We start from the raw sequence: 24,025 nt of genomic DNA, 5'->3' as shown, positions 1-24,025 counted from the left end.
CTCTGTCGTCGTTCACATCGGGAGCCCGAGGTGGTCGGGGCCCGCGCGACCCCGAGGGCCCGACGGGCGGGGATCAGTGTGCGGCGGCGTCGTCGCAGAGGCGTGCGAGCTCGCCGATGACCTGATCGAGTGGCGCCACGCTGCGCTGCGTCTGGCACAGCCCGACGGCCCCCTCGATGGCGGCGACGACCAGGTTGGCCAAGGAATCCGCACGCTCTGGGGCGACCCCCTCGGAGACCAGTCGGGCCGCGATCAGCCGCAGCCAGTTTCCGAAGATCTCGTCGGCCTCGTCGGCGACGGACGGCTCCGACCGACGGGCGAGACCCCCGGCGAGCACCGGGCAGCCGAACTGGAAGTCGGTGGCGACCAGCATCCGCCGCCACACGTCGCCGATGCCGATGATGGCCTCGGCGGGCGAACCCGGATGCTGACCTCCGATGCGGGTGGCGATGAAGTCACCTGCATAGCGCACCGCCTCGGTCATCAGCTGCGTCTTGCCACCCGGGAAGTGGTGATAGATCGAGCCGCGTGGGGCCGAACTGGCCGCGATGACGTCGCCGATCGAGGTGGCCGCCACACCGTCGCGACCGATCAGATCGGCGGCGTGCACCACCATGCGCTCACGCGGTCCGCGTGAGCGGGTCTTGGTCGTCACGATGTCGGTGGCCTCGTCACCCATCGGGCATCACTCCTATGTAGGCCTTCATAATTCGGTGCTTCTATGCAACCATACATAATCGTGACGACCTCAACGAACACATCCGCCGCCACCGACCCGAGCGCGATGTCGGGGCTCGAACTCCTGCGCGCCTGGCAGTCGACCCCCGACGACGACCGGCCCAGCATCGGCCGGTTGCTCGGTATGCGGCCGGTCCGCATCAAGGAGGGCGAGGTGCACTTCGCCGTCACCCCCAAGGCAGACTTCGCCAATCCGCTCGGCACCGTGCACGGCGGCATCTGTGCCACCCTGCTCGACTCGGTGATGGGCTGCGCGGTTCACACCACCCTGCCCGCCGGCGTCGGCTACACCACCCTCGAACTGAAGGTGAACTACATCCGGTCGGTGGCCCTCGACGCCGACGAGCTGACCGGCGTCGGCACCGTCATCCACGTCGGCGGACGCACCGCGACCGCCGAGGGCAAGGTGTTCTCCGCCGACGGAAAGCTGGTCGCACACGGCACGACGACGTGCATCGTGTTCCGGTAGCGCCGATCCCTTGGGGGCGTCGGAATACCTACTGCTGCAGCGGTATCCGCGTCCAGGGGCTGCTCGGATCGGTGAGCAGCATGCTCAGCACCGGACGCGTGCGGGCGCAGGACTCGTCGGCCGCGGCAGCAGGGTCACGGGTATCCTCGGCCGAGGCCAGCGCCCGACCCCACTCGAATCCGAGCGCAAACGCCATCCAGTCGGCGTAGCGCTGCTGTGCGCGCCGGCCCAGGTCGACGATCGCCGCCCATGCCCAGATCTCCTCGACCAGTCCCGCGCGATGACACATCCGCACCAACTCGACGGCCTGCCCGAGTTCCCACGCCGCGGTGCTGACCGGCACCTGCTGCGGCAGGTTGTGCGACAGTGCGACGGTCTGCACGACGGTCCGGGCTCGTGCGGCATCCACACCACTCGCGGCGGTGATCGCGTCGGCAGCCCCCGGGTCGAACCTCATCGCCGACCGCGGCACTCCCGGCTGCATGCGCGTCAGTCCCGCGAGGACGGCGTCGTAGTCGGCGGTGACCAGCCCGAGGGCCAGTAGTTCGGTGGTGTCGATGGCCGACGCGGTGTCGGTGATCGCCCATGCCCGACGGACGATCTTGCGGATCGAGCGGTCGCTTTCGGCCATCGTCAGGTGGTCGACGGGATCCTGCGACGTGGTGACGGCAAAGTAGGCGCCGCACGCCACGCCGCGGAGTTGCTCGACGGTTCCGGGATAGCCGCTCCATCGGATCGGGCCACCGGTGACCGGCATCGGCGGCGCAGCCATGGTCGGTGGCGCGGCCACCATCGTGGGTCGCGCCGCAACCATGGTCGGCGGAGCAGCCACCACAGTGGGCGGCGCGGGGACAACCGTGGGCGGGGCGGTCGCCGTGACGACGGTTGGCGAGCTCGCCACACCGTCCTCAGCGCCACACAGTGCCGCTCGCAGCGCGGCGGCGAAGTCACGACACGACGGGTAACGCCGGGCGGGGTCGGCCGCGCAGGCACGGCTGGTCACCCTTTCGATCTGAGAGTCCACCGCGCTCCCGAGCATGTCGATCGCGGTGCGGGCGAGCTGCGTCTGATCGTCGACGAGTTCGGCGGGATCGGCGAGGACGAAGCCCGTCAGGTAGGGGCGGTGGTGCGCGTCGAGCAGTATCTCGCCGGCCCGGATGTCGGTGTGCGCGAGGCCGTGCGCGTGCGCGTGATCGAGGGCGTCGGCGACCGCCGTGACGATCTTGGTCACCGTGTCCGCCGACAGCTTCGTTCCGGATTCGGCGAGGAGGGTCCCGACATCACCGCCGTCGACGTACGCCGTCGACACCCACGGCATCCCGTCCCCATCACTGCCACAGCCACTGTCGCCACGATCGTGGACCGGGACGATATGCGGATGCAGCAGCGACGAGGCGATGTCGACCGCGCGAGTGAATCGGGCGCGGGCGTCGGCATCCTCATCCGACCCGGGATGCGGCACAGTCAGGACATCGCGTCGGGGCAGCCGCGGGTGGTCGGCCAGATAGCGATCCCCGGCAGCACTCGGCCGCAGCCTCTGCACGATTCGGTAGCCGGCGATGTCGTCGCCCACGGACGGAGTCGTCATGAGCGAGGACGCTACCGCGGTGGCGCTGCAGCCGTGCCGGCACCGCCGGCCCGCGACGTCAGTTCAGGAAGGACTCCCGGAGCCGCCGTTGGTCCTCGACACCGATCTCGAGACCGCGGCTGAAATATCCCTCGATCCCGCCGTAGGTCGAGTCCACCTCGGCGAAGGCCGCGTCGAGGTAGGCGGCATCCACCCCGAGCACCGGAATCAGTAGGTCGGGATCGCCACCGGCGGCGGCGAAGTCGTCGAAGATCGGTCGCAGCGCCGGGACGAGGCGCTCGTTGGTCAGCAGATAGTCATGGTAGACATCGTCTTTCGCCACGCCCATCAAGGCGAGAAAGGATGCCGCCGCCCAGCCGGTCCGGTCCTTGCCGGTGGTGCAGTGAAAAAGCGCGGGCGCTCGATGCTCGCCGAGCAGCCCGCGATAGAAGGACCGGTAGGACGAGCGCGCGCTGGGCAGCGACACCAGGTCCCGGTAGGTGCCCGCGATCAGGTTCCGCGCCTTGCCGTCGGACAGTTGCTGACCGGCGATCGCCACCGTCTTCGGATCCGACAGGAAGGCCCCGATGTTGGCCGGGATCGCCATGGCCGCGTCGGCGAGCACGTCGAGGTGGATGTCGATGACATCGTCGAGTTGGGGATCGGGCAACGCTTTCCGCTCGGTGGCCGAGCGCAGATCGTAGATCGTGCGCAGGCCCAGCGCTTCGAGGTGCGGCAGGTCGGCGGTTGCCATGGCGGAGAAGTCCGTCGACCGGTACAGCTGTCCCGACCCGACCGTCCGATTGTCGGCGGTCGCCCACCCGCCGAGATCACGCAGGTTGGGCAGGGTCTGGACGGGACTGGGAGCACCCGGCGACGAGGTCATCGCACGAGTATCCCAAACCGGCACCCGCCGAAGCATCGAGCGCGTCCGGGAATTCATCTCCTGTTCGGATATCCTGAACGCCGTGGTCGAGCACTCCCCCTCCGGACGTCACCCCGGCGCCCGAATCCGCAGCGCCCGCATGACGAGCGGGGTGTCGCTGCGCGAATTCTCCCGCCGGATCGGGATCAGCCCTGCGACGCTGAGCGCCACCGAGAACGAGCGGACGGGCATCAGTGTCGAACGACTCGAGACCATTGCCGCGGCACTGGGCATCCACCCCTCGACACTGCTCGAGGACGGCCCCCCGCCCGCCTTCGACGAGCCCGCGAACACCGATGATGACGCGGGCACCTCACGGGCGTGGCGCGATTTCGGCGGTGCCGAGGTCGCCGACCCCGTTCTCGATGCGGCGCTGAGTTGCATTGTGGCCAAGGGATATCACGGGTGCTCCATCCGCGACATCGCCGACGCCGCCGGGCTGTCGGTGGCATCGTTGTACCACCATCACGAGAGCAAGCAGGCCATGCTCGTCGATCTGTTCGACCAGACGATGACCGAACTGCTCGATCGCGCGGCAGGAGCGCGGGACGACGCGGGCGGCGACCCGGTGCGCGCCTTCACCCTCATGGTGGAAAGCCTTGTCCTGTATCACAGTTACCGTCGACGGTTGTCGTTTCTCGGCGCCACCGAAATGCGCAGCCTCGTCGAACCCAACCGGCGCCGGATCGCCGATCGGCGAGTAGCGCTGCAGCGCATGTTCGACACGGAGGTCGATCGCGCCGCCGCGCAGGGCCGGTTCGGCGCCCCGCGCCCCCGTGACGCCTCCCGCGCGGTCGTCGGACTGTGTATCGGCGTCGCCGACTGGTACGACCCCGACGGTCCCGACACCCCCGAGCGGATCGCCGCGCTCTACACCCGGTACGCCCTCAATCTCGTCGGTGCACGCCCGTAGTCAGCAGGCTCGACCCACATTGTTCGGATAAGCCGAACAGCTCGCGGTGAAATGTGCTCCCGGCAAAGCCGTGACGGTCGCCGGTTCTGGTGTCTGATCACAGTATTGACAGGCACATGACCAACAGGCACCCTTATCGTGACCGATCGATCGCTCAGTTGTCATGGGCGTCGAGCACCCCCACCGAGAGGACCCACCCGTGACCGCATCCGAGAAGACGTTGCAAGGACGCACCGCCATCATCTCCGGCGGCAGCCGTGGAATCGGTGAGGCCATCGCGGTCCGGCTGGCCCGCGCGGGCGCCAACATCACCCTGCTGGCCAAGACCGCCGAGCCGCATCCGAAGCTTCCCGGCACCATCTACACCGCGGCGCAGGCCATCGAAGAGGCCGGCGGACAAGCACTGCCGATCGTCGGCGACATCCGTGACGATCAGCAGGTCGCCGACGCCGTCGCCGCGACCGCCGAACGCTTCGGCGGAATCGACATCGTCATCAACAACGCGAGCGCACTGAACCTCACGGCGACCGCCGAGATCGACATGAAGCATTACGATCTCATGCAGGACATCAATGCGCGCGGCGCATTCTCCTTGTCCCGCAGCGCAATCCCCCACCTCCGCAAGTCCGACCACGCGCATGTGCTTACCCTGTCACCGCCGATCTCCCTGGAGCCGCACTGGTTCGACGAGATCGGCACCGCCTACACCGTGTCGAAATTCTCGATGACGATCGTCGCCCTGGGCCTGTCACGAGAACTGGCCGCCGACGGCGTCGCGTCGAACTGCCTGTGGCCGCGCACCACCATCAGCACCGCGGCCGTGCGGAACATCCTGAGCGAGAAACTGATCGCCCGCAGCCGCAGCACCGAGATCATGTCCGACGCCGCGTACGCGATCCTGTCGAAGGACCCGTCCGCGGCCACCGGCCAGTGCTACATCGACGACGAGGTGCTCTCCGCCAACGGCGTCACCGACTTCGCCAAGTACCGCACCGTCGACAGTGACGACGAGCTGGAGCTCGATTTCTGGACGACCCGCCGATAAGGGTTGCGGTGAGATCGGCGAATCCGGTCTCAGCAGGACGCAGCCCGGGCTAGGATCGTCGCCAGCGTCGGCGGTGTCGAGGAGGTAGGGCATGCCCGGAGCACGCTCCACAGGACGTGATCACACCCATCTCGAGGTCGAGGACTACGACCGGATCTTCGGCGTCCTCGAACGCGTCCAGGACGCCGAATCACTGACCGAATTCACCGGCGAACTGCACGAAGCCCTCGGTACCCGGTTCGATCTGCGCAACACCACCTGCTTCACCGGACCGACCTACGATGCGCTCTTCGACGATCCGCAGCCCGTACTTCAGGGCCGGATGTTGCCGCTGTTCCGGATCTATCACGCCGGTCTGCGCTACGACGACGTGTTCCGGCTCCCCGAGGCTCACGCGATCCTCGCCCGCACCGCGGCCCTGTCGGCCCATGAGCTCAAGGATCTACCCACACCCACGCGGGATTATCTGGCACGCCTGCGTGATTCCGACCTCGACGGCGTGCGGACCATCTATCTGCGCCATCCCGGTGGGCACAGTCTGATCGGCCTGTTCTCGCACGAGGCCAACCCGCCCAAGGCCGACATGGCAGTGCTGCGACTCCTGGGCAAGCAACTCGCCGCCATCGCCCGCCACCTGCCCGAGCATCGGGCACCGGCCCTGACGAAACTGACCCGTCGTCAGCAGGAGGTCGCGCAGTTGGTCGCGCAGGGCCTCACCAACGCCGAGATCGCGGCCGTCCTGGTGGTTGCCGAGGACACCGTGAAGAAACACATGAGCCAGATCCTGGCCGTCACCGGTTGCCGGTCCCGGACCGAGCTCGCCCTCTGCCTGGGCTGAGCCCGGCCCGAAAGTCGCGTGTGAGCCGGCGATTTTCGGTCAGGAATGTCCCCGTGACGGGCGTAGATCACGCCGCAGCACACGCCACACGTGCGCACGACTCCCCGAACAGGCCCAGAACAACTCCACCTTCGTGGAATATCGCGGCGCGCCGGCCGGTGTGAGCCTGGTTACAGCCCGGCCACCGTTCGACGCCGGCCACACTCGGAGGAAGTCTCGTGTCTCGACTCAAGTTCGGAACCTTCATCGCACCGGTCCACAAGCCGGGCAAGAACCCGACGCTCGCCCTCGCACAAGATCTCGAACTGATCGAACATCTCGATCGGCTCGGCTATGACGAGGCGTGGATCGGCGAACACCATTCCGCGGGATCGGAGATCGTCGCGTCGCCGGAGATCTTCATCGCCGCCGCGGCCGAGCGCACCAAGCACATCAAGCTCGGCACCGGTGTCACCTCGATCGCCTACCACAACCCGCTGTGGGTCGCCGATCGCATGGTGCTGCTCGACCACCTCACCCGCGGCCGGGTGATGCTCGGCGTCGGTCCCGGATCCCTGCCCACCGACTCGGCGATGATCGGCCTGAATCCCATTCAGACGCGGGAGATCCTCGAGCCCAACCTCAGCATCATCCTCCGGCTCCTCGCCGGGGAGACGGTGACGGAGAAGACGATCACCCACGAGCTGATCGACGCCCGGTTGCAGCTGCGCCCGTACTCCGACATCGAGGTCGCCGTCGCCGCGGTCGCCTCGCCGACCGGCGCCCGCCTGGCCGGCACCTACGGGCTCGGACTACTGAGCATCGGCGCGACGTTGACCCCCGACGGCTTCGACGCCCTGGCCCATCACTGGAACGTCGTCAACGAGCGCGCAGCCCACTCCGGTACACAGGTCGATCGCTCCGGCTGGCGGCTGGTCGGTCCGTTCCACATCGCCGAAACGCAGGAGCAGGCCTACCGCGACGTCGAATACGGCATCGAGCACTGGTTCGAGTACTTCCAGCACATCGCCGCCTTCCCGCAGATGGCGGTGTCGGGCAGCAACCTTCGCGAGATGATCGACTTCATCAACAATGCCGGGATCGGCGTCATCGGCACCGCCGAAAAGGCGCGCGCCCAGGTCCAGCGTCTGGTCGATCAGTCCGGCGGATTCGGCTCGATGCTGCTGATGGGCCATGACTGGGCCGACGTCGCCGCCACCAAACGCTCGTACGAGATCTTCATGCGCGATGTGGTCCCGCACTTCCAGGGCCAGTACCAGCCGACCGTCGACGCCGCCGAGCACGCCCGCACCGTGCGTGAATCCCACGCACAGGCCCAGCTCAAGGCGGTCGAGCACATGACGCAGAAGTACCAGGAGGAGACGCAGGCCCGCTGACCGGCCGACCGAGCGATACCACGGCAACCCAGGTCTGGAAATTCTATGGAAAGAGTTGTCTCCCATCATGACTGACTTGCGATCCAGTACCGTCGACGCGATTCTGCGGCGGACCGCACGGCGCTACCCGAACGTCACGGCGATCGTCTTCGACGAGCGTTCGTGGACCTACTCCGAACTCGACGACATGGTCACCCGCGCGGCGCATGCCCTGCTGTCGCGGGGGCTCGTCCACGGCGATCGGGTGGCCACCTACGGCCGTAATTCGGATGCGTATCTGGTGGCGTTCCTGGCGTGCTCACGCGCCGGCCTCGTCCACGTCCCGGTCAACTATGCGCTGACCGGTGAGGAATTGCGGTATCTGATCGACGATTCGGGCGCCGCACTGGTACTCGTCGATCCGGATCTGGCGACATATGTGAGCGCGGCGTCGTCGGTGGCACACAGCCCGCTGCACGGTGGCCCCGACGGCCTGCTGGAATCCTCGACGACCGGCGCGGTTCCGGTGGTCGACATCAAGATCGCCGACACCGATCTGGTGCAGCTGCTCTACACCTCGGGGACCACCTCGCGCCCCAAGGGAGCGATGATGTCGCATCGGGCGCTGATCCACGAGTACTTCTCCTCCATCGAGGCACTCGACTACGCCCGGGACGACAACCCACTGCATGCCATGCCGCTCTACCACTCGGCCGGCATGCACGTCCTGATGATGCCCTACATCGCGATCGGCGCGACCAATCGCCTCATCAAGGCCCCGGATGTTCCCACGGTTCTGCGTCTGATCGAGTCCGAGCGGATCGGGTCGATCTTCCTCGCGCCGACGGTCTGGGTTCCGTTGTCGCAGCACCCGGATCTGGCGACGCGTGATCTCTCGTCGTTGCGCAAGGCGATCTACGGTGCGTCGATCATGCCGCTTCCCGTGCTGGCGCGCCTACAGGAACGACTGCCGGATCTCGGCTTCTACAACGCCTTCGGTCAGAGTGAAATCGGTCCGCTGGCAACCGTTCTGCGGCCCGAGGGCCATGCCGCCCGGCCCGCCTCGTGCGGCCTTCCGGTGCTCAACGTGGAGTTACGGGTGGTCGACACCGACGGCAACGACGTGGCACCGGGAGACAGCGGTGAGGTCGTCTACCGCTCGCCGCAATTGTGCGACGGTTACTGGAACAATCCCACCGCAACGGCAGAAGCCTTCCGCGACGGCTGGTTTCATTCCGGTGACCTGGTCACGATCGACGACGAGGGCTACGTCACCGTCGTCGACCGCATCAAGGACGTCGTCAACACCGGAGGAATCCTGGTGGCCTCGCGTGAGGTGGAGGATGCCCTCTACACCCATCCGGCGGTCGCCGAGGTGGCGGTCATCGGTGTCCCCGACGAGAAGTGGATCGAGGCGATCGCGGCCTTCGTGGTGCGTTCCGGCGAGGTCGAAGAGGCCGAACTGATCGCGCACACCCGCGAACAATTGGCAGGATACAAGGTGCCCAAGCAGATCCACTTCGTCGAGAGCCTTCCGCGCAACGCCTCCGGCAAAATCCTCAAACGCGAGATCCGTCGCGACGTCCTCGACGCACCGGTCGGCGAGGTGGCCCGATGAGCCTCGAGGATTTCCGACATGTGTTGGGGCACTTCCCCACCGGGGTGACCGTCGTGACCGCGATGACGCAGGAGGGTCCCAGCGGATTCTGTTGCCAGTCGTTCTCGTCCCTGTCTCTCGACCCGCCGATGGTGCTGATCCTGCCTGCCCGGACGTCGACGACGTGGCCGCGGATCGAGGCTGCCGGACGATTCTGTGTGAACGTCCTCGGCCACGATCAGGCCGACCTCGCACTCGGCTTCGCCCGTTCCGGCGGCGACAAGTTCGCCGGTGTCACATGGGCGCCCGGCCACAACGGCGCACCGCGCGTCGAGGGCGCCTGCGCCTGGATCGAGGCCGAGGTCGCATCGATCGGCGACGGCGGCGATCACGTCGTCGTCCACGGCCGGGTGTCCGAACTCGCCGCCGACAGTTCGGTGGCGCCGTTGATCTTTCATCGCGGCGAGTTCGCACAGCTCAACTGTGCGTGACCCCCACACTCCCCCATCTCCCGAGAAACCGAATCGCAGGAAAACATCATGCGCGCAGCAATGTTCTACGGACAACAACACGTCGAGATCGTCGATGCCGACGAACCGACACCCTCGACCGGCCAGGTCAAGATCAAGGTGGGATTCAACGGGATCTGCGGGTCGGATCTCCACGAATACTATGCCGGCCCCCTCAACATCCCCACCGAACCGCACCCGCTGACCGGGCAGCAGGCACCGCTGATCCTGGGCCACGAGTTCTCTGGGACCATCACCGAAATCGGTTCGGATGTCCAGGGATTCGCAGTCGGTGACCGGGTTGCTGTGGAGCCCATCTACTCCTGCGGCACGTGCGACCGATGCACGAGCGGGCATTACAACACCTGCGCCCAGATAGGCTTCCACGGGTTGATGGCCGACGGCGGGATGGCCGAGTACACCGTCGTACCCACTCACATGCTGCACAAGCTGCCCGACGATCTGCCGCTGGAACTCGGCGCACTGGTCGAGCCGATGTCGGTGGCCTACCACGCCGCCTGCCTCGGTGAGGTCGGCCCGGGCGATCACGCCCTCGTCTTCGGGGCCGGGCCCATCGGCATCGGGCTGTGGTACGCACTTCGCGGGCTGGGGCTCACCGACGTCACCGTCGTGGAACCGTCGGCCCCGCGTCGCGAGGCCATCGCCGCTCTCGGTGCGCGCGTGCTCGATCCGACCACCGACGACGTCGTCGCGGTGATCGCGAAGGACACCGATGGCCGTGGCGCCGACGCGGTGTTCGACGCCGCAGGCGTCACCGCGACCGTGGCGACCGGATTGGCATGTCTGGCAGCACGTTCGCCCTTCATCTGTGTCGCCGTCTACGAGAAGCCGATCGAGACCCCGTTGCTCAGCCTGCTGTTCGGCGAGTCCCGCATGCAGGGCTCACTGGGCTACACGTCCGCCGACTTCGACGCGGTCATCGAACTGATGGCGGCCGGGCATTACGACACCACAGGTTGGGTCACCACGGTGCCGATCGACGACGTCGTCGCCGAGGGCTTCGACGCACTGCACGCCGGGAAGAAAATGAAGGTCCTCATCGAGCCGTAGGGCTCAGCGGTCGGTTCCCAGGACTGCGCGTCGGGCGCCCGACTCGTCGCCTGCTGCCGTCGGGATCTCACAGACGCCGTCCCTGCACACGGCCCCGTGCCCACCGAGCATGGCGAACCCGTGTGCAGGGGCTGCGGATTCGTTGTGCGTCACGCCTTCTTCCTCGACGCGTGACTCCTCAGGCATCGGCGCGCTCCCGCGCCACCGTGCGCAATGCGTCGGCGAAGGTCTCCGGCGACTGCGCGCCCGAGAGACCGTAACGTCCGTCGATCACGAAGAACGGGACGCCACTGATGCCGTACGCACGGGCCTGCGCGATGTCGGCGGCCACGGCGTCGGTGTAGGTGCCGTCGGTCAGGGCGCGAAGCGCGGCGTCGCGGTCGAGTCCGATGTCGGCCGCGAGATCGGCGAGATCGGCGGCCCGTCCCACATACCGGCCCTCGGTGAAGTACGCGCGGAACAGTCGTTCGGCCATGTCGAGCTGGCGCCCTCGGGCTTTCGCGAAATGCAGCAGTTCGTGCGCCTTGAGCGTGTTGGTGTGCTGTAGCGCGTCGAAGTCGTAGGTCAGTCCCGCCTCGGCGGCGATCGCGGTGACCTGCGCCAGCATCTGCCCGACCTGATCGCGCGGCATGCCCTTGTGGCCGACGAGGAAGTCGACCTCGGTGCCGTCGAAGTCGACCGGGGTGTCGGGGGCCAGCTCGAAGCTGTGATAGGTGACGGTGACGCGATCGGCGAGACCGGATTCGGCGAGACCGGCCTCGAACTTCCGCTTCCCGATGTAGCACCACGGGCAGGCGATGTCGGACCACACGTCGACGGGGATCGTTGAACTCACGAGCCGTTCAACCGTCGTCATCGGGCCGGCATTCCGGCCACGCGCGGCAGACAACGCCGAAGGCCGGCCACCCCCGTGGGGTGACCGGCCTTCGTACTGTCGTGCGTCAGAGGGAGACCGGGCTCAGAAGCCCATGCCGCCCATCTCGTCGCCACCCGGCATGGCCGGGGCCGGGTTCTTCTCCGGCTTGTCGGCGACGACGGCCTCGGTGGTGAGGAACAGCGCCGCGATCGAGGCTGCGTTCTGCAGCGCCGAGCGGGTGACCTTCACCGGGTCGTTGATGCCTGCGGCCAGCAGGTCCTCGTAGGTGCCGGTGCCGGCGTTGAGGCCGGTGCCCTTCGGCGAGTTGAGGATCTTGTCGGCGACGACGCCCGGCTCGAGCCCGGCGTTGAAGGCGATCTGCTTGGCCGGAGCCGACAGCGCAACCTTGACGATGTTGGCGCCGGTGGCCTCGTCACCCTCGAGCGAGAGTGCGTCGATGGCCGGCTCGGACTGCAGCAGGGCCACGCCACCGCCGGCGACGATGCCCTCTTCGACGGCAGCCTTCGCGTTGCGGACGGCGTCCTCGATGCGGTGCTTGCGCTCCTTGAGCTCGACCTCGGTGGCCGCGCCCGCCTTGATGACCGCAACACCGCCGGCCAGCTTGGCCAGGCGCTCCTGCAGCTTCTCACGGTCGTAGTCGGAGTCGCTGTTCTCGATCTCGGTGCGGATCTGCGCCACGCGACCGGCGATCGCGTCGGCATCACCGGCGCCGTCGACGATGGTGGTCTCGTCCTTGGTCACGACGACCTTGCGGGCGGTACCGAGCAGCTCGACGCCTGCACCCTCGAGCGAGAGGCCGACCTCTTCGCTGATTACCTCGCCACCGGTGAGGATGGCGATGTCGGCCAGCATGGCCTTGCGACGGTCACCGAAGCCCGGGGCCTTGACGGCGACGGACTTGAAGGTGCCACGGATCTTGTTGACGACCAGGGTCGAAAGGGCTTCGCCCTCGACGTCCTCGGCGATGATCAGCAGCGGCTTGCCGGCCTGGATGACCTTCTCCAGCAGCGGCAGCAGGTCCTTGACGGTCGAGACCTTGCCCGACACGAGCAGGATGTAGGGGTCCTCGAGGACGGCTTCCTGACGATCGGCGTCGGTCACGAAGTAGCCCGAGATGTAGCCCTTGTCGAAGCGCATGCCCTCGGTGAGCTCCAGCTGCAGCCCGAAGGTGTTGGACTCCTCGACGGTGATGACGCCCTCTTTGCCGACCTTGTCCATCGCCTCGGCGATGAGCTCACCGATCGATGCGTCGCCCGCGGAGATGCCGGCCGTCTGAGCGATCTGCTCCTTGGTCTCGACCTCCTTGGCGCTCTTGAGCAGCGACTCGGTGACGGCCTCGACGGCCTTCTCGATGCCGCGCTTGAGGCCGAGCGGGTTGGCGCCGGCGGCGACGTTGCGCAGACCCTCGCGCACGAGCGCCTGGGCGAGCACGGTGGCGGTGGTGGTGCCGTCACCCGCGACGTCGTCGGTCTTCTTGGCAACTTCCTTGACGAGCTCCGCGCCGATCTTCTCGTACGGGTCCTCGAGCTCGATTTCCTTGGCGATGGAGACACCATCGTTGGTGATGGTGGGGGCGCCCCACTTCTTCTCCAGAACGACGTTGCGACCCTTGGGGCCCAACGTCACCTTGACAGCGTCGGCGAGGCTGTTGAGGCCCCGCTCGAGGCCCCGGCGGGCCTCTTCGTCGAACGCGATTTGCTTGGCCATGGGTAAGTGATCCTCCGATAGGGGGTGACACCAGGTATCTATGGCCGGACTCGGTGCCCGCGACGGACGACCGGTGTGTCATTCGGAACCGATCTCACCGTCCCGACCTGGCACTCACGGTCCGTGAGTGCCAACGTCCGTTTTAGCACTCGACCATGGCGAGTGCAAGGTCTGGTCGGACCCGTCAACCGTGAGCCACGAGCAGCGGCACGAGTTGTTCGTCGGCGGTCCACGCGCCGTGGTGCCCGATCATCCTCGCCTCGAGCGGTTCGACGTCGCCGCGGACCAGCACGGTGCGGTCGCGGGCGACGGCCACGACATCGCCGATCCGCTGCGCGATGTCCGGGTCGACCGCGATGCCGAACCACGCTTCGTCGACGGCCTGCTCGCGCGTGACGACGCGGGCTTCGGCGCCGAGTTCGGCCGTCCACGTGGCGAGGACGTCGTCGCGGGCACCGTGGGCGACATAGAGGTGGCGCACCCGCGGTTCCCCGGCGATCATCTCCACCCCGGCCGTCCAGAGCGGGTCCGCGTCGAGGTCGACGCGCCGGCCCGCGGCGAGCATGCCGTGATCACCGGTGACCGCGAGCACGGCGTCGGCCGGCAGATCGGCGACCAGGTCGGCGACGAGCGCGTCGACCGTGCACAGGGTGCGCACCCATTCCTCCGAGCCGGGGCCGTATCGGTGTCCGGCGGCGTCGAGGTCGGAGAGGTAGGCGTAGACGAAGCCCCGTCGACCCGACCGCCGCGCCAGCGCGGTGCCCACACCCTCACGAACGAGGTCGGGTGTATTGGCGGCCAGATGGCGTCCGGTGGCGCGGAAGGCCACCTGGGTCAAGCCGGTTCCGCGGAACTCCCCGGGCATCACGTAGCTGATCGACACCCCGTGCTCGGCGAGTCCGGCGAGCGCACCGGCGAGTGGGGCGACGAGATCGGGTGGATAGGTGGCCATGGCCGATGGTCCGTCGGCGGCGTCCATGGTCCAACGCAACGCGTTGAGCATCCGGCGCGGACCCGTGGTGCGGCAATGGTCGTCGGGCCGGAAGGCGTAACCGATGATGCCGTGCAGGCCGCATGCGGTACCGGTGGTCAGGCTGGTGATGGAGGTGGCGGTGGTGGCCGGGAACCCGGCCCGCAGGGTGGTGGCGTGCAGCGCCGACAGCGTCGGCGCGACATCGGCATGACGGTGCAGCAGCCGATCACCGAGACCGTCGACGAGCAGCAGTACGACGTCGGCGGCCGCGACTTGCGGCATCGACGCAACCGGTTGCGGACCGACACCCAACACACCTGCGGCCCAACCCATTACACCGGCAAGGGTGTTGGGGTGGCCGGCCCACTGCGTCGGTGGGAGTTCGTCGAGCGACTCGCCGGGGATGTCGGTGGTCATGACCCGCCATTGTGCACGAACCGGCGCGCGGTCAGGACCGCAACAGCCGTACCAGTACGCCCGCCGCGTGCGCGCATGCGGCGCGCTGCGCGCCGTCGGCGTCACCGGCCTCCAGCGCGGCGACGATCCGGCGGTGTTCGGTGACCGCGAGCCGGCGGTTGACCTCGAGTGCCCACATGTCCGAGCGGTACAGGTGCGACTGGGTGTCGAGTTTGAGCAGGGCGTCGCACAGCGGTTTGTTGCCCGAGAGCGTACGGACCGCGGTGTGGAAGTCGAGGTCGAGTTCGGCGTCGCGCCGATGGTCGGCGGGACTGTCGAGCATCTCCTCCTGACGGCGCACGTGCTCCCACAGGATCTCGAGGTCGGCGAAGGTGACGCGGGCGGTGGCCTGCCGGGCGGCGAGGCCGTCGAGCACCTCGCGAACCTCGAACACCTGGCGCAGCATGTCCTCGTCGAGCACCGCGACCTTGGCCCCGACGCGCGGGGTGTATTCGGCGAGACCCTCGACGACGAGTTGCTGCACCGCCTCGCGCACCGGGCTGCGCGACACCTCGAGCCGGGTGGCGAGCCCGGGCACGCTCAGTGGCGTCCCCGGGGCCATCGTCCCGTCGAAGATCTCGTCGCGCAGCCGACGCAGGACGGCCTGGGTCAGCAGTGCCCCATCGCTGTTGTCGACGCTCATCGTCTTGCAGCGTAATCGGCGCTCACGCCGGGCGTGCCGCGCCGACGCGCGCCGCCTCCCGCTCGGCACCCTGCGGTGCGATCCCCGACTTCATGCCGGCCAGCTTGGCATTGATGTTGTCGGCGATGGTGATCGGCGGGTATCCGGGCTGATCGGTGCGAGCACATCCGGGCAGGGTCTCGATGACGGCGTCGTGGTTGCCGTCGAAGAAGAACGCCGCCGAACGCCGGCGCAGGATACGACCGTCGACGACCGGCGGATCGACGCGATGGATCGTCGAACGCCACCGGTCGTTGGTCCAGCGTGCCATCGCGTCGCCGAGATTCACGATGAGCGCACCGTCGGCGGGCTCGACGTCGTGCCAGACGCCGTCGTGGTCGAGGACCTGTAGCCCGGGCACCTGATCGGCCCACAACACGGTGAGGATCCCGAAGTCGGTGTGCGCGCCCATCCCGGTGAGCTCACCGATCAGGTCGATCTCCCCCTCGGGCAGGGTGTAGTTGTTCATCTTCAGCGCGTCGATGGAGTGGTCGACCATCGACGCGAAGTACCCATCGGGAAGACCGAGCGCATCGGTGAACGCGCACAACAGGATTCGGGACACGGTGCGCGCCTCGTCGAACCACCGCTCGACGGCCGGCCGGAACCCCGGTGCCGCGTCGGGCCAGGTGTTGTCGGGATAGCTCACCACCGGCAGCCTGGACACCCCCGGATACCAGTCACGTTCGGAGCCGACGGTGAACGCCTCGTAGAAGTCGTTCATCTGATTCGCTGCGGCCACACCGAGACTCATGCTCAGCGACTCGCTCTTGGGCGGACTGTAACCGCGATTCTCCCCCGCCCGGGTGTAGCGCTTCTTGACCTCCAGCGGCAGGGCGTAGAACTCGTCGAGTGCATCGGCCAGGCCGGTCATCACCTCCGGTGCGACGCCGTGGCCGACGATCTGGATGAAACCGACTCCGGCGCAGGCCTCGTCGAGGGCACGGGCGATCTCGGCACGCGCCGACGGGTCGGCGTGCGGGTCCCGGTACGCGGAGATGTCGATGACGGGGACGTGAAACATGGTGAGCCTCTTTCGGAAGTGGGATGTGAGCGGGTCTGATCAGCGGCGCCGGTGCACGAGCGCATTGAGCACGCTGAACACGGCGAACACCGCGATCCCGAACAGCGACGCGAGGATGATCGCGGCGATGAGATCCTCCGATTGCAGTCGCGAGCGGTAGATGTCGAGCAGGGTACCGATGCCGGGCTGGCCCTTGGCGAAGAACATGTCGCCGATGATCGCACCGACGACGACGAGACCCGACGCGGTACGGAAACCGGTCATGATCGCCGGAAGTGCCGAGGGCAGTTCGAGTTTCCACAGCCGGGCGGGCATCGATGCGCGCGACAGGGTAAACAGTTCGTGGGCTCCGCGGTCCACCGACATCAGCCCGAAGTGGGTGTTGGCGATGATCGGGAAGATCGCGATGACGACGCACACGATGGTTCGGGCGGTCATGCCGTAGCCGAACCACAATCCGATGAGCGGCACGATGGCCAGCACCGGGATCACCTGGGCCACCACCGCCCACGGGTAGATGGCGCGTTCGAGGAATGCCCCGCGACTCATCACGACGCCGATGCCCACGCCGAGCACCGCAGCCACCACGAATCCCACCAGGCTGACCCGCGCGGTGACGAGCAGCGCGTCGAGCATGGGGTCGACGTGGGCCTTGTCGAGCAGCGAGGTGGTCAGCACCTGATGCGGTGGGGGCAGCAGGAATCGTCGCTCAGGGCTCAGGATCTGGTAGCTGACGAGGTACCACAGGGCAATCCCGACACCGAACGACAGCGCCGGGGGTGCCACCATCGCCAGGACCTTGCGGGCGCGGGCCGCAGTTCCCGGCGACGCCGCGCGCGGCACCGCGGCGGAATCCGTCGCCGGGGCCATTTTCTCCTTCGGGGCCGAGTTCTTCTTCGGGGGCGAGTTCTTCCTCGGGACAGCGCTTGTCAGGGTCATCATGCACCTCGCAAGGTTGTGGAGACCTCGGCCACGTGAGTGGTGAAGGCCGGGTCGAATCGCAGTTCGGGGTCGCGCGGATAGGGGAAGTCAATGCGCAGATCGGCGACGATGCGGCCGGGCCGCGCGGACATGACGATGACCCGATTGGCCAGGAACACCGCCTCCGACATCGAGTGGGTGATGAACATCGCGGTAAATCGGTGTGCGGTGTAGAGCCGCAGCAACTCCGATTGCATGTCGAGGCGGGTCATCTCGTCGAGCGCGCCGAACGGCTCGTCGAGCAACATCACCTCGGGGTCCTTGGCGAGCATGCGCGCCAACGACACCCGCATCTTCATACCGCCGGAGAGCATGCGCGGCAGCTGTTTCTCGAACCCGGTGAGCCCAACCGCCTCGATGGCGTTGGCGGCGCGGGATCTGCGTTGCGCCTTGGGCATTCCGGCGAGTTCGGCACACAGCTCGACGTTCGCCTGCACCGAACGCCACCCGAGCAGGGTGGGTTCCTGGAAGATCACGCCGACCGAGTCGGTGGCGAGGGCGACGCTGCCGGAGGTCGGCGACTCGAGGCCGGCGGCCATCCGCAGCAGCGTCGACTTACCGCAGCCCGACGGACCGACCACGGCGACGAAATCGCCTGTGGCGATGTCGAGATCGACCTCGGCAAGCGCTTCGGTCCCGGACTCGAATCGTTTACTCGCCCCGGCCACCGAGATGACCACTCCCTTGCGCAGGTGCCGGGCGTCCGGCTCGTTGACGGTGTCGATGAGACTCATGGGCGCTCCTGGTGCTGGGCCGGCGAGTTGGCGGGTGGACGAGGTCGAGATGCGGTCGCGTTACATGTAGCGACCACATCGGCTGCGTGGTGATGATTCTTGATTACATGTATTGCAATCGCGTGACCCTCTGTGAATTCTGTGTGTCGCACAGCCCCATACTGGTGGGCTCCACCAGTTCGAATCCAGACTATTACCAGCTCAGTGGACGTTCTGACGGATCAGGGACGGTCAGCGGCGACTACATGTAGCCAAGTGACCCCACACGGCGTCGTGCCCTACGTTTACATGCAATCCGTTCCACCCAGTTCATTCGGTCCAACCAGTCCAGGAGCACCCCTTGCGAATCCCGACCGTTTCCCTCCGCGCCGCCGTGGCCACCGCCGCGGTGGCCACGTGCCTCGCGGCCATCACCGGCTGCACCGACTCGTCGAGCACCTCCGGCGCCGCGTCGAGCCTTCCGCCCGCACCTCCGCAGTACAACCTCGCCGCATCGTGCCCGAAAGATGTTGTGGTGCAACTCCAGTGGCAGCCACAATCCGACATGGCCGGCGTCATCGGCCTGCTCGGCCCGGGCTACAGCGTCAACACCGATCAGAAGTCGGCCACCGGCCCGCTCGTCTTCGACGGCAAGGACACCGGCGTCGACATCACCCTGCGCGCCGGCGGGCCGGCGATCGGATTCCAATCGGTGCCCTCGGTGATGTACTCCGACGATTCGATCGATCTCGGCTTGGTGCACGGCGATCAGATGGTCTCGGCGGCGACCGCCCAGCGCGTCGTCGGCGTGACACCGCTGCTGCAGTACAACCCGTCGATCCTCATGTGGGACCCGAAGGCACATCCGACGTGGAAGACCATCGCCGATATCGGCCGCTCCGACGCAACCGTCGTGGTGTCCAAGGACCAGGTCTTCCCGCAGTGGCTGGTGGCCAAGGGCCTGCTCAAACAGAGCCAGCTCGACACCGGATACGACGGCGCCCCGGCCCGCTTCGTCGGCGACCCGACCATCGCACAGCAGGGCTTCGCGAACTCCGAGCCGTACACCTACGAGCACGAGACGCCGTCCTGGGACAAGCGCGTCGCGTACGCGATGGTCAAGGACGCGGGCTACGACGTGTACGCCTCGAACGTCACCGTGCGCGCCGACAAACTCGACTCACTGCGCGCCTGCCTGACCAAGCTGGTCCCGATGATCCAGCAGACCGGCAAGAACTATGTCTCCGCACCCGAGGCCATCAACACCACGATCACCGATTGGGTCAGCCAGGACGTCGCGTTTACCCCCTACAGCAAGGGCGAGGCCGCCTACTCGGCGCAACTGCTCAAGGACAAGGGCGTGATCGGTCCGGATTCCGCGGGCGTCTGGGGTGGCTACGACCTCACCAAGGCCCAGACCTCCATCGACGAGCTGATCCCGGTGTTGAACAAGACGGGTGCGAACCTGCCGGCCACCCTGCCCGCCTCGCAGCTGTACACCACCGAGTTCATCGACCAGAACGTCCGTTGACCAGGGGCGATGTCAGTTGGTGCCGACGGGAATAAAACTTGATAGTGGTGCGCTCAACTTGACATAATATTGCTCCACACGGAGCACCCCCGAGTCAAAGGAGATCATCATGGCAACCAACGGCCGTCTCGTTCCCGCCCGTCGCGCCGCGACCCCGTTCTTGAGCCCGCTCCGGATGTTCGAGGACAACCGCGGACTGCTCGACTTCTTCGACACCGCCTTCGCCGGGCTCGAACCCACGCGGTTCGCCGACGCGTGGACCCCGGCGGTGACCGTCGAGGAGACCGAGAGCGCCTACATCGTCGAGGCAGAGCTGCCGGGCATCAAGCGTGAGGACATCAGCGTCGAACTCGACGACAACGTCCTGCATGTGCACGGTGAGACCACCGAGGTCGAACGCACCGGCGAGGTACGCCATCAGACCCGACGCACCGGCAAGTTCGACTATCGCCTCGGGGTACCGGGCGAGGTCGACGCCGACAAGGTCGAGGCCACCCTCACCGACGGCGTCCTGCGTCTCGAGCTCACCAAGGCCGCACCCGCGGTCGCCCGGCGCATCGAGATAACCGACGGCTCGTCCGACGCGAGCTGACGTCCCTGCCCCATCAACCCTTCCCCAGCGGCGCCGCCCGGAACTCTTCCGGGCGGCGCCGCTGCATGATCGGCACAGTCGCTCACTGGAATGGTGTGCTCATTCGATCGGTGTCATCTCCCTCGCTCGAGCACGCATTCTCCGCAATACCGGTGCTAACGTCACGCACGGCGGTGCGGCGGGAAAAAGCGGCGCGCGCCGACAACAAGTGCGGTGCTCGATGCAGTGGAGGCGCGGGGAATGCAACGATCCGGTGAGCGACAGATCGCCGGATACCGCGTGGCCGACATCCTCGGACAAGGCGGCATGGGTACCGTCTACGCCGCCCATCACCCGCGGCTACCGCGCATGGTCGCGCTCAAGGTGCTCAACGCCTCGGTATCGGCCGACCCCGGATTCCGCCAACGGTTCCGACGCGAAGCGCACCTCGCCGCGACCCTCGAACATCCGCACATCGTGTCGATCTATGACTGCGGTGACGACAACGGACTGCTGTGGATGAGCATGCGTCTCGTGCGCGGCACGTCGGTCGCCCAACTCGTCGCCGACGCACCGCAGGGCATGCCGGTGCCGACCGTGCTCGCCGTGCTGCGCGACACCGCCCGCGCCCTGGACTTCGGGCATCGCCGCGGCATCGTGCACCGCGACGTCAAACCCGGCAACATCCTCATCGACACCGAGATCGACCAGACCCTGCTCGGCGACTTCGGCATCGCGCGTCAGATCGGTGCCGACGACGGGCTCACCGCGGCCGGTACCTTCATCGGCACCTTCGACTACTGCTCGCCCGAACAACTTTCGGCCCACGAGCTCGACGGCCGATCCGATCAGTACAGCCTGGCGTGTATGGCCGCCCAACTGCTGACCGGATGCAAACCATTCCAGGGGCCCACCGTCGCGACGATCATGAAGGCACACCTCGTCGATCCGCCGCCGTCGATCTCGGCGATGCGTCCCGACCTGTCGCCGGCCATCGACCCCGTCTTCCTGCGCGCCCTCGCGAAGACCCCCGGCGAGCGGTACCCATCGTGCGCGGAATTCGTTCACGCACTGTCGGTGGCCCTGTCGACTCCGACGCCGGCTACACCTGCACCGGTGTCGGTCGCTGCGCCGCCACCTGCGCCTTCGCCCGCCGATGCCTATGCCCAGAACCAGGTTTCGTCGGGTTCGATACCGACGCTGGTGCCCTCGCACATCGAATTCGTCGGTGCGGCACAGGAATTCACCTACACACTCTCGGGCACCTCGCACACCGTGGCGCTCCGCCGGATTCGCGCGATCCGCGATCTCCCCCAACACCGGGTGAGCGCAGGTGATCTCGGCGGATGGGTCGCCTCGGCGGACAACGTCGTCGATCAGGCGTGGGTCGGCGACCAGGCGTGGGTGGTCGGCGAGGCCCGGGTCGCCGACAATGCCGCCGTCCGCGACAACGCCTTCGTCGGCGATCGTGCCGAGATCCGCGGTACCGCACGGGTTGACGGCAATGCATCGGTGTTCGCCGACGCCGTCGTCTCGGGCGGCGCCCGGATCTCCGGTGATGCCGAGATCATCGGGCACGCACGGGTATCGGGCACCGCGTGGGTGTACGAGGAGGCGGTCATCGACGGCGACGCCGGCGCCATCGGCAACGCCCGTGTCTGCGGCCACAGCCGGGTCGCCGAGAACGCACTGGTCGACGAGTACGCCATCCTGTCCGAGAACTGCCGGGTCGGCGGTCATGCGCGGGTGCGTGGGCACGTCCGGATCTCCGGAGCGGCCACCATCGGCGGCAGCACCGTGATCGACGGGCGCGCACGGGTTCACGGGAATGCCCAGGTGAGTGGGGAGGCCCACGTCGGTGGCGATGCGGTGGTGTTCGGCGACGCCGTGATCACCGGCAAGGCCCGCGTCGCCGACGACGAGGTGTCGACGGGGACGCGGGCCTGAGAACGATGGTGCCGCAGCGGCTCACGCCTGTGAGCCGGTGACCTCGCTTCCGACTTCGGACTCCACCGGGACGTCGGCGGTCGAGCGACCCGCGACCCGACCCGCACCGGTGAACCGGCTCAGGACCAGCATCAGGATCGCGCCGAGCGCCGCGCCGACCGGCCAGCTCAACGCCGTGATGTTCTGCGACTCGGGCACCAGCGCCACCAGCGCGGCCACCACACCCGAGATCACCAATGCCGCCACCGCGGCCGGGTTGAATCCCCGGGTGAAGTGGTAGGCACCGTCGGGGTCGACCGAATACAGATCGGCGACCTTCGTCTTCTCCCTGCGCAGCAGGTAGTAGTCGACGATGAGGATGCCGAACACCGGGCCCATCAACGAACCGACACCGCCGAGAAAGTACACGATCGCGGTCTCGCTACCCCAGACCTTCCACGGCAACACCACGATCGAGAGCACCGCGGTGATGATGCCGCCGGTCCGGAACGAGATGTACTTGGGCGCGACGTTGCTGATGTCATAGGACGGCGAGACGAAGTTCAGCACGATGTTGATGCCCACGGTGGCGATCGCGAACAACACCGCGGCGATCACCACGACGACGTTCGAGTCGATCTTGGACACCAGCGCCACCGGGTCGAGGGTGCCGTCGCCGAACACCTTGAGCGAGCACAAGGAGATGATGATCGAGAGCACCACGAATGCCGTCTCGTTGAGTGGGATGCCCAGGGCGTTGCCGCGTTTGATCGCCTTCTTCGACGGCGCGAACCGTGCGAAGTCGGCATAGTTGACCAGCGGGCCGGCCATGTAGGCGATCATCAGGAAGGCGACGGCGACGAAGGCGGCGATGGTACTCGGCAGCGACAACACGTCGCCGACGCGCGCATGCCAGTTGATGCTCCAGTCGGCCTGTTCGAACATCCAGATGGCCAGCGCGATCATGCCGATCCACACCACCGGTCCCGCGAAATCCGAAGCCTTGCGGACGATTTCCATGCCGTAGCTGAGCACCAGCAACTGCACCGCCCAGAGCACCATGAAGGTGATCCAGCCCAGCGGGCTCTGCCCGAGGAAACCACCGGTGGTCCACGATTCCATGCCCGGCCAGATGCGCACGATCAGCACGATCACCGCCAGCGATGCCAGGTAGGTCTGGATGCCGTACCAGAACACCGCGACCAGTCCGCGCAACAGGGCGGGGATGTTGGCGCCGAAGATGCCGAAGGTGGCGCGGGCGAACACCGGGAACGGTACGCCCACCTTCTGCCCGGCGACACCGATCAGGTTGGAGCCCAACCAGAGTCCGAGCACGCCGACGAACAGCGCGAGCATCGTCTGCCACCCGGACAGGCCCAGGGCGAGCATGCCGATGGCGAAGGTGTAGCTACCCAGGCTGTGTGCCGAGGTCATCCACAGACAGAACAGATCCCACGAGCGCCAGGTGGCCTTGCCCTCCGCGGTGGGCGCGAGATCTGCATTGAGCAGCGCCGAACGCTCCGGCGTCTGCTGAATTGTTGTGTCGGTCATCAGTTC

The 24,025-nt window shown here is 67.2% G+C and carries 23 protein-coding genes; 11 read left to right on the top strand and 12 right to left on the bottom strand.

Annotation, left to right across the window (positions count from 1 at the left end; translation table 11 throughout):
- Positions 1-73: 73 nt before the first annotated feature.
- Positions 74-679 (bottom strand): TetR/AcrR family transcriptional regulator, encoded by a 606-nt coding sequence (locus P3L18_RS03545; RefSeq protein WP_006372502.1) that lies wholly within the window; start codon positions 677-679, stop codon positions 74-76.
- A 42-nt stretch (positions 680-721) separates the two neighbouring features.
- On the opposite strand from P3L18_RS03545, the gene P3L18_RS03540 reads away from it, so the two are divergent.
- Positions 722-1,207 (top strand): PaaI family thioesterase, encoded by a 486-nt coding sequence (locus P3L18_RS03540; RefSeq protein WP_079931272.1) that lies wholly within the window; start codon positions 722-724, stop codon positions 1,205-1,207.
- A 28-nt stretch (positions 1,208-1,235) separates the two neighbouring features.
- Here the strand turns inward: P3L18_RS03540 and P3L18_RS03535 are convergent, their stop codons facing one another.
- Together P3L18_RS03535 and P3L18_RS03530 are read right to left on the bottom strand one after the other, a co-directional pair.
- Positions 1,236-2,795 carry a DUF1266 domain-containing protein gene (locus tag P3L18_RS03535; RefSeq protein ID WP_276113258.1) on the bottom strand — a complete coding sequence of 520 codons (1,560 nt, stop codon included), beginning with the start codon at positions 2,793-2,795 and terminating at the stop codon, positions 1,236-1,238.
- A gap of 58 nt (positions 2,796-2,853) precedes the next feature.
- Positions 2,854-3,660 (bottom strand): tyrosine-protein phosphatase, encoded by an 807-nt coding sequence (locus tag P3L18_RS03530; RefSeq protein ID WP_276113257.1) that lies wholly within the window; start codon positions 3,658-3,660, stop codon positions 2,854-2,856.
- An 82-nt stretch (positions 3,661-3,742) separates the two neighbouring features.
- On the opposite strand from P3L18_RS03530, the gene P3L18_RS03525 reads away from it, so the two are divergent.
- From P3L18_RS03525 to P3L18_RS03495, 7 genes are all read left to right on the top strand, one after another.
- A complete protein-coding gene (locus P3L18_RS03525) occupies positions 3,743-4,612 on the top strand; it encodes a TetR family transcriptional regulator (protein ID WP_079931270.1) in 870 nt (289 codons plus the stop codon).
- A 199-nt stretch (positions 4,613-4,811) separates the two neighbouring features.
- Positions 4,812-5,657, top strand: a complete 846-nt coding sequence (locus tag P3L18_RS03520) for an NAD(P)-dependent oxidoreductase (RefSeq protein WP_006372497.1) — start codon at positions 4,812-4,814, stop codon at positions 5,655-5,657.
- A 91-nt stretch (positions 5,658-5,748) separates the two neighbouring features.
- Positions 5,749-6,495, top strand: coding sequence for a helix-turn-helix transcriptional regulator (locus tag P3L18_RS03515; protein ID WP_020172368.1), 747 nt, complete (start codon positions 5,749-5,751; stop codon positions 6,493-6,495).
- A gap of 218 nt (positions 6,496-6,713) precedes the next feature.
- On the top strand, positions 6,714-7,871 hold the full coding sequence (locus P3L18_RS03510) for an LLM class flavin-dependent oxidoreductase (RefSeq protein ID WP_276113256.1): 1,158 nt from the start codon (positions 6,714-6,716) through the stop codon (positions 7,869-7,871).
- 67 nt (positions 7,872-7,938) lie between these two features.
- Complete coding sequence (locus tag P3L18_RS03505; RefSeq protein ID WP_276113255.1) at positions 7,939-9,468, top strand: fatty acyl-CoA synthetase; 1,530 nt, start codon at positions 7,939-7,941, stop codon at positions 9,466-9,468.
- A complete protein-coding gene (locus P3L18_RS03500; protein WP_079931266.1) occupies positions 9,465-9,938 on the top strand; it encodes a flavin reductase family protein in 474 nt (157 codons plus the stop codon). The genes P3L18_RS03505 and P3L18_RS03500 overlap by 4 nt, the downstream gene beginning before the upstream one ends.
- 48 nt (positions 9,939-9,986) lie before the next feature.
- Positions 9,987-11,027 (top strand): 2,3-butanediol dehydrogenase, encoded by a 1,041-nt coding sequence (locus tag P3L18_RS03495; protein WP_276113254.1) that lies wholly within the window; start codon positions 9,987-9,989, stop codon positions 11,025-11,027.
- 3 nt (positions 11,028-11,030) lie between these two features.
- On the opposite strand, the gene P3L18_RS03490 is transcribed toward P3L18_RS03495, so the two are convergent.
- The 8 genes from P3L18_RS03490 to P3L18_RS03455 form a co-directional block, all read right to left on the bottom strand.
- Entirely contained in the window at positions 11,031-11,213 is a 183-nt protein-coding gene (locus tag P3L18_RS03490) for a hypothetical protein (RefSeq protein WP_276113253.1), read from the bottom strand.
- Positions 11,206-11,883, bottom strand: coding sequence for a DsbA family oxidoreductase (locus tag P3L18_RS03485; RefSeq protein WP_276113252.1), 678 nt, complete (start codon positions 11,881-11,883; stop codon positions 11,206-11,208). The genes P3L18_RS03490 and P3L18_RS03485 overlap by 8 nt, the downstream gene beginning before the upstream one ends.
- Positions 11,884-11,985: 102 nt before the next feature.
- On the bottom strand, positions 11,986-13,611 hold the full coding sequence (groL, locus tag P3L18_RS03480; RefSeq protein ID WP_006372490.1) for a chaperonin GroEL: 1,626 nt from the start codon (positions 13,609-13,611) through the stop codon (positions 11,986-11,988).
- Positions 13,612-13,795: 184 nt separating this feature from the next.
- Positions 13,796-15,001 (bottom strand): nucleotide pyrophosphatase/phosphodiesterase family protein, encoded by a 1,206-nt coding sequence (locus tag P3L18_RS03475; RefSeq protein ID WP_276113250.1) that lies wholly within the window; start codon positions 14,999-15,001, stop codon positions 13,796-13,798.
- Between the two features lie 31 nt (positions 15,002-15,032).
- Positions 15,033-15,683: a GntR family transcriptional regulator gene (locus P3L18_RS03470; protein ID WP_006372488.1), complete on the bottom strand. Its 651-nt coding sequence runs from the start codon at positions 15,681-15,683 to the stop codon at positions 15,033-15,035.
- 22 nt (positions 15,684-15,705) lie between these two features.
- Positions 15,706-16,746 carry a 2-oxoglutarate and iron-dependent oxygenase domain-containing protein gene (locus tag P3L18_RS03465; protein ID WP_276113249.1) on the bottom strand — a complete coding sequence of 347 codons (1,041 nt, stop codon included), beginning with the start codon at positions 16,744-16,746 and terminating at the stop codon, positions 15,706-15,708.
- Positions 16,747-16,785: 39 nt separating this feature from the next.
- Positions 16,786-17,535, bottom strand: a complete 750-nt coding sequence (locus P3L18_RS03460; protein ID WP_253194116.1) for an ABC transporter permease — start codon at positions 17,533-17,535, stop codon at positions 16,786-16,788.
- Between the two features lie 149 nt (positions 17,536-17,684).
- Complete coding sequence (locus tag P3L18_RS03455; RefSeq protein ID WP_276113248.1) at positions 17,685-18,461, bottom strand: ABC transporter ATP-binding protein; 777 nt, start codon at positions 18,459-18,461, stop codon at positions 17,685-17,687.
- A gap of 340 nt (positions 18,462-18,801) precedes the next feature.
- On the opposite strand from P3L18_RS03455, the gene P3L18_RS03450 reads away from it, so the two are divergent.
- The 3 genes from P3L18_RS03450 (at position 18,802) to P3L18_RS03440 (ending at position 22,489) form a co-directional block, all read left to right on the top strand.
- On the top strand, positions 18,802-19,971 hold the full coding sequence (locus P3L18_RS03450; protein ID WP_276113247.1) for a nitrate ABC transporter substrate-binding protein: 1,170 nt from the start codon (positions 18,802-18,804) through the stop codon (positions 19,969-19,971).
- Between the two features lie 109 nt (positions 19,972-20,080).
- Positions 20,081-20,563 (top strand): Hsp20/alpha crystallin family protein, encoded by a 483-nt coding sequence (locus tag P3L18_RS03445; RefSeq protein ID WP_276113246.1) that lies wholly within the window; start codon positions 20,081-20,083, stop codon positions 20,561-20,563.
- Between the two features lie 213 nt (positions 20,564-20,776).
- A complete protein-coding gene (locus P3L18_RS03440; RefSeq protein ID WP_253194115.1) occupies positions 20,777-22,489 on the top strand; it encodes a protein kinase in 1,713 nt (570 codons plus the stop codon).
- A gap of 21 nt (positions 22,490-22,510) precedes the next feature.
- Here P3L18_RS03440 and P3L18_RS03435 read toward each other — a convergent pair whose 3' ends face one another.
- Positions 22,511-24,019 (bottom strand): NCS1 family nucleobase:cation symporter-1, encoded by a 1,509-nt coding sequence (locus P3L18_RS03435; protein ID WP_276113245.1) that lies wholly within the window; start codon positions 24,017-24,019, stop codon positions 22,511-22,513.
- Positions 24,020-24,025: the final 6 nt, after the last annotated feature.

Source organism: Gordonia sp. N1V, from assembly GCF_029269935.1.
Classification (GTDB): Bacteria; Actinomycetota; Actinomycetes; order Mycobacteriales; family Mycobacteriaceae; genus Gordonia; species Gordonia polyisoprenivorans.
This window is presented reverse-complemented; position numbering and strand designations above follow the sequence as displayed.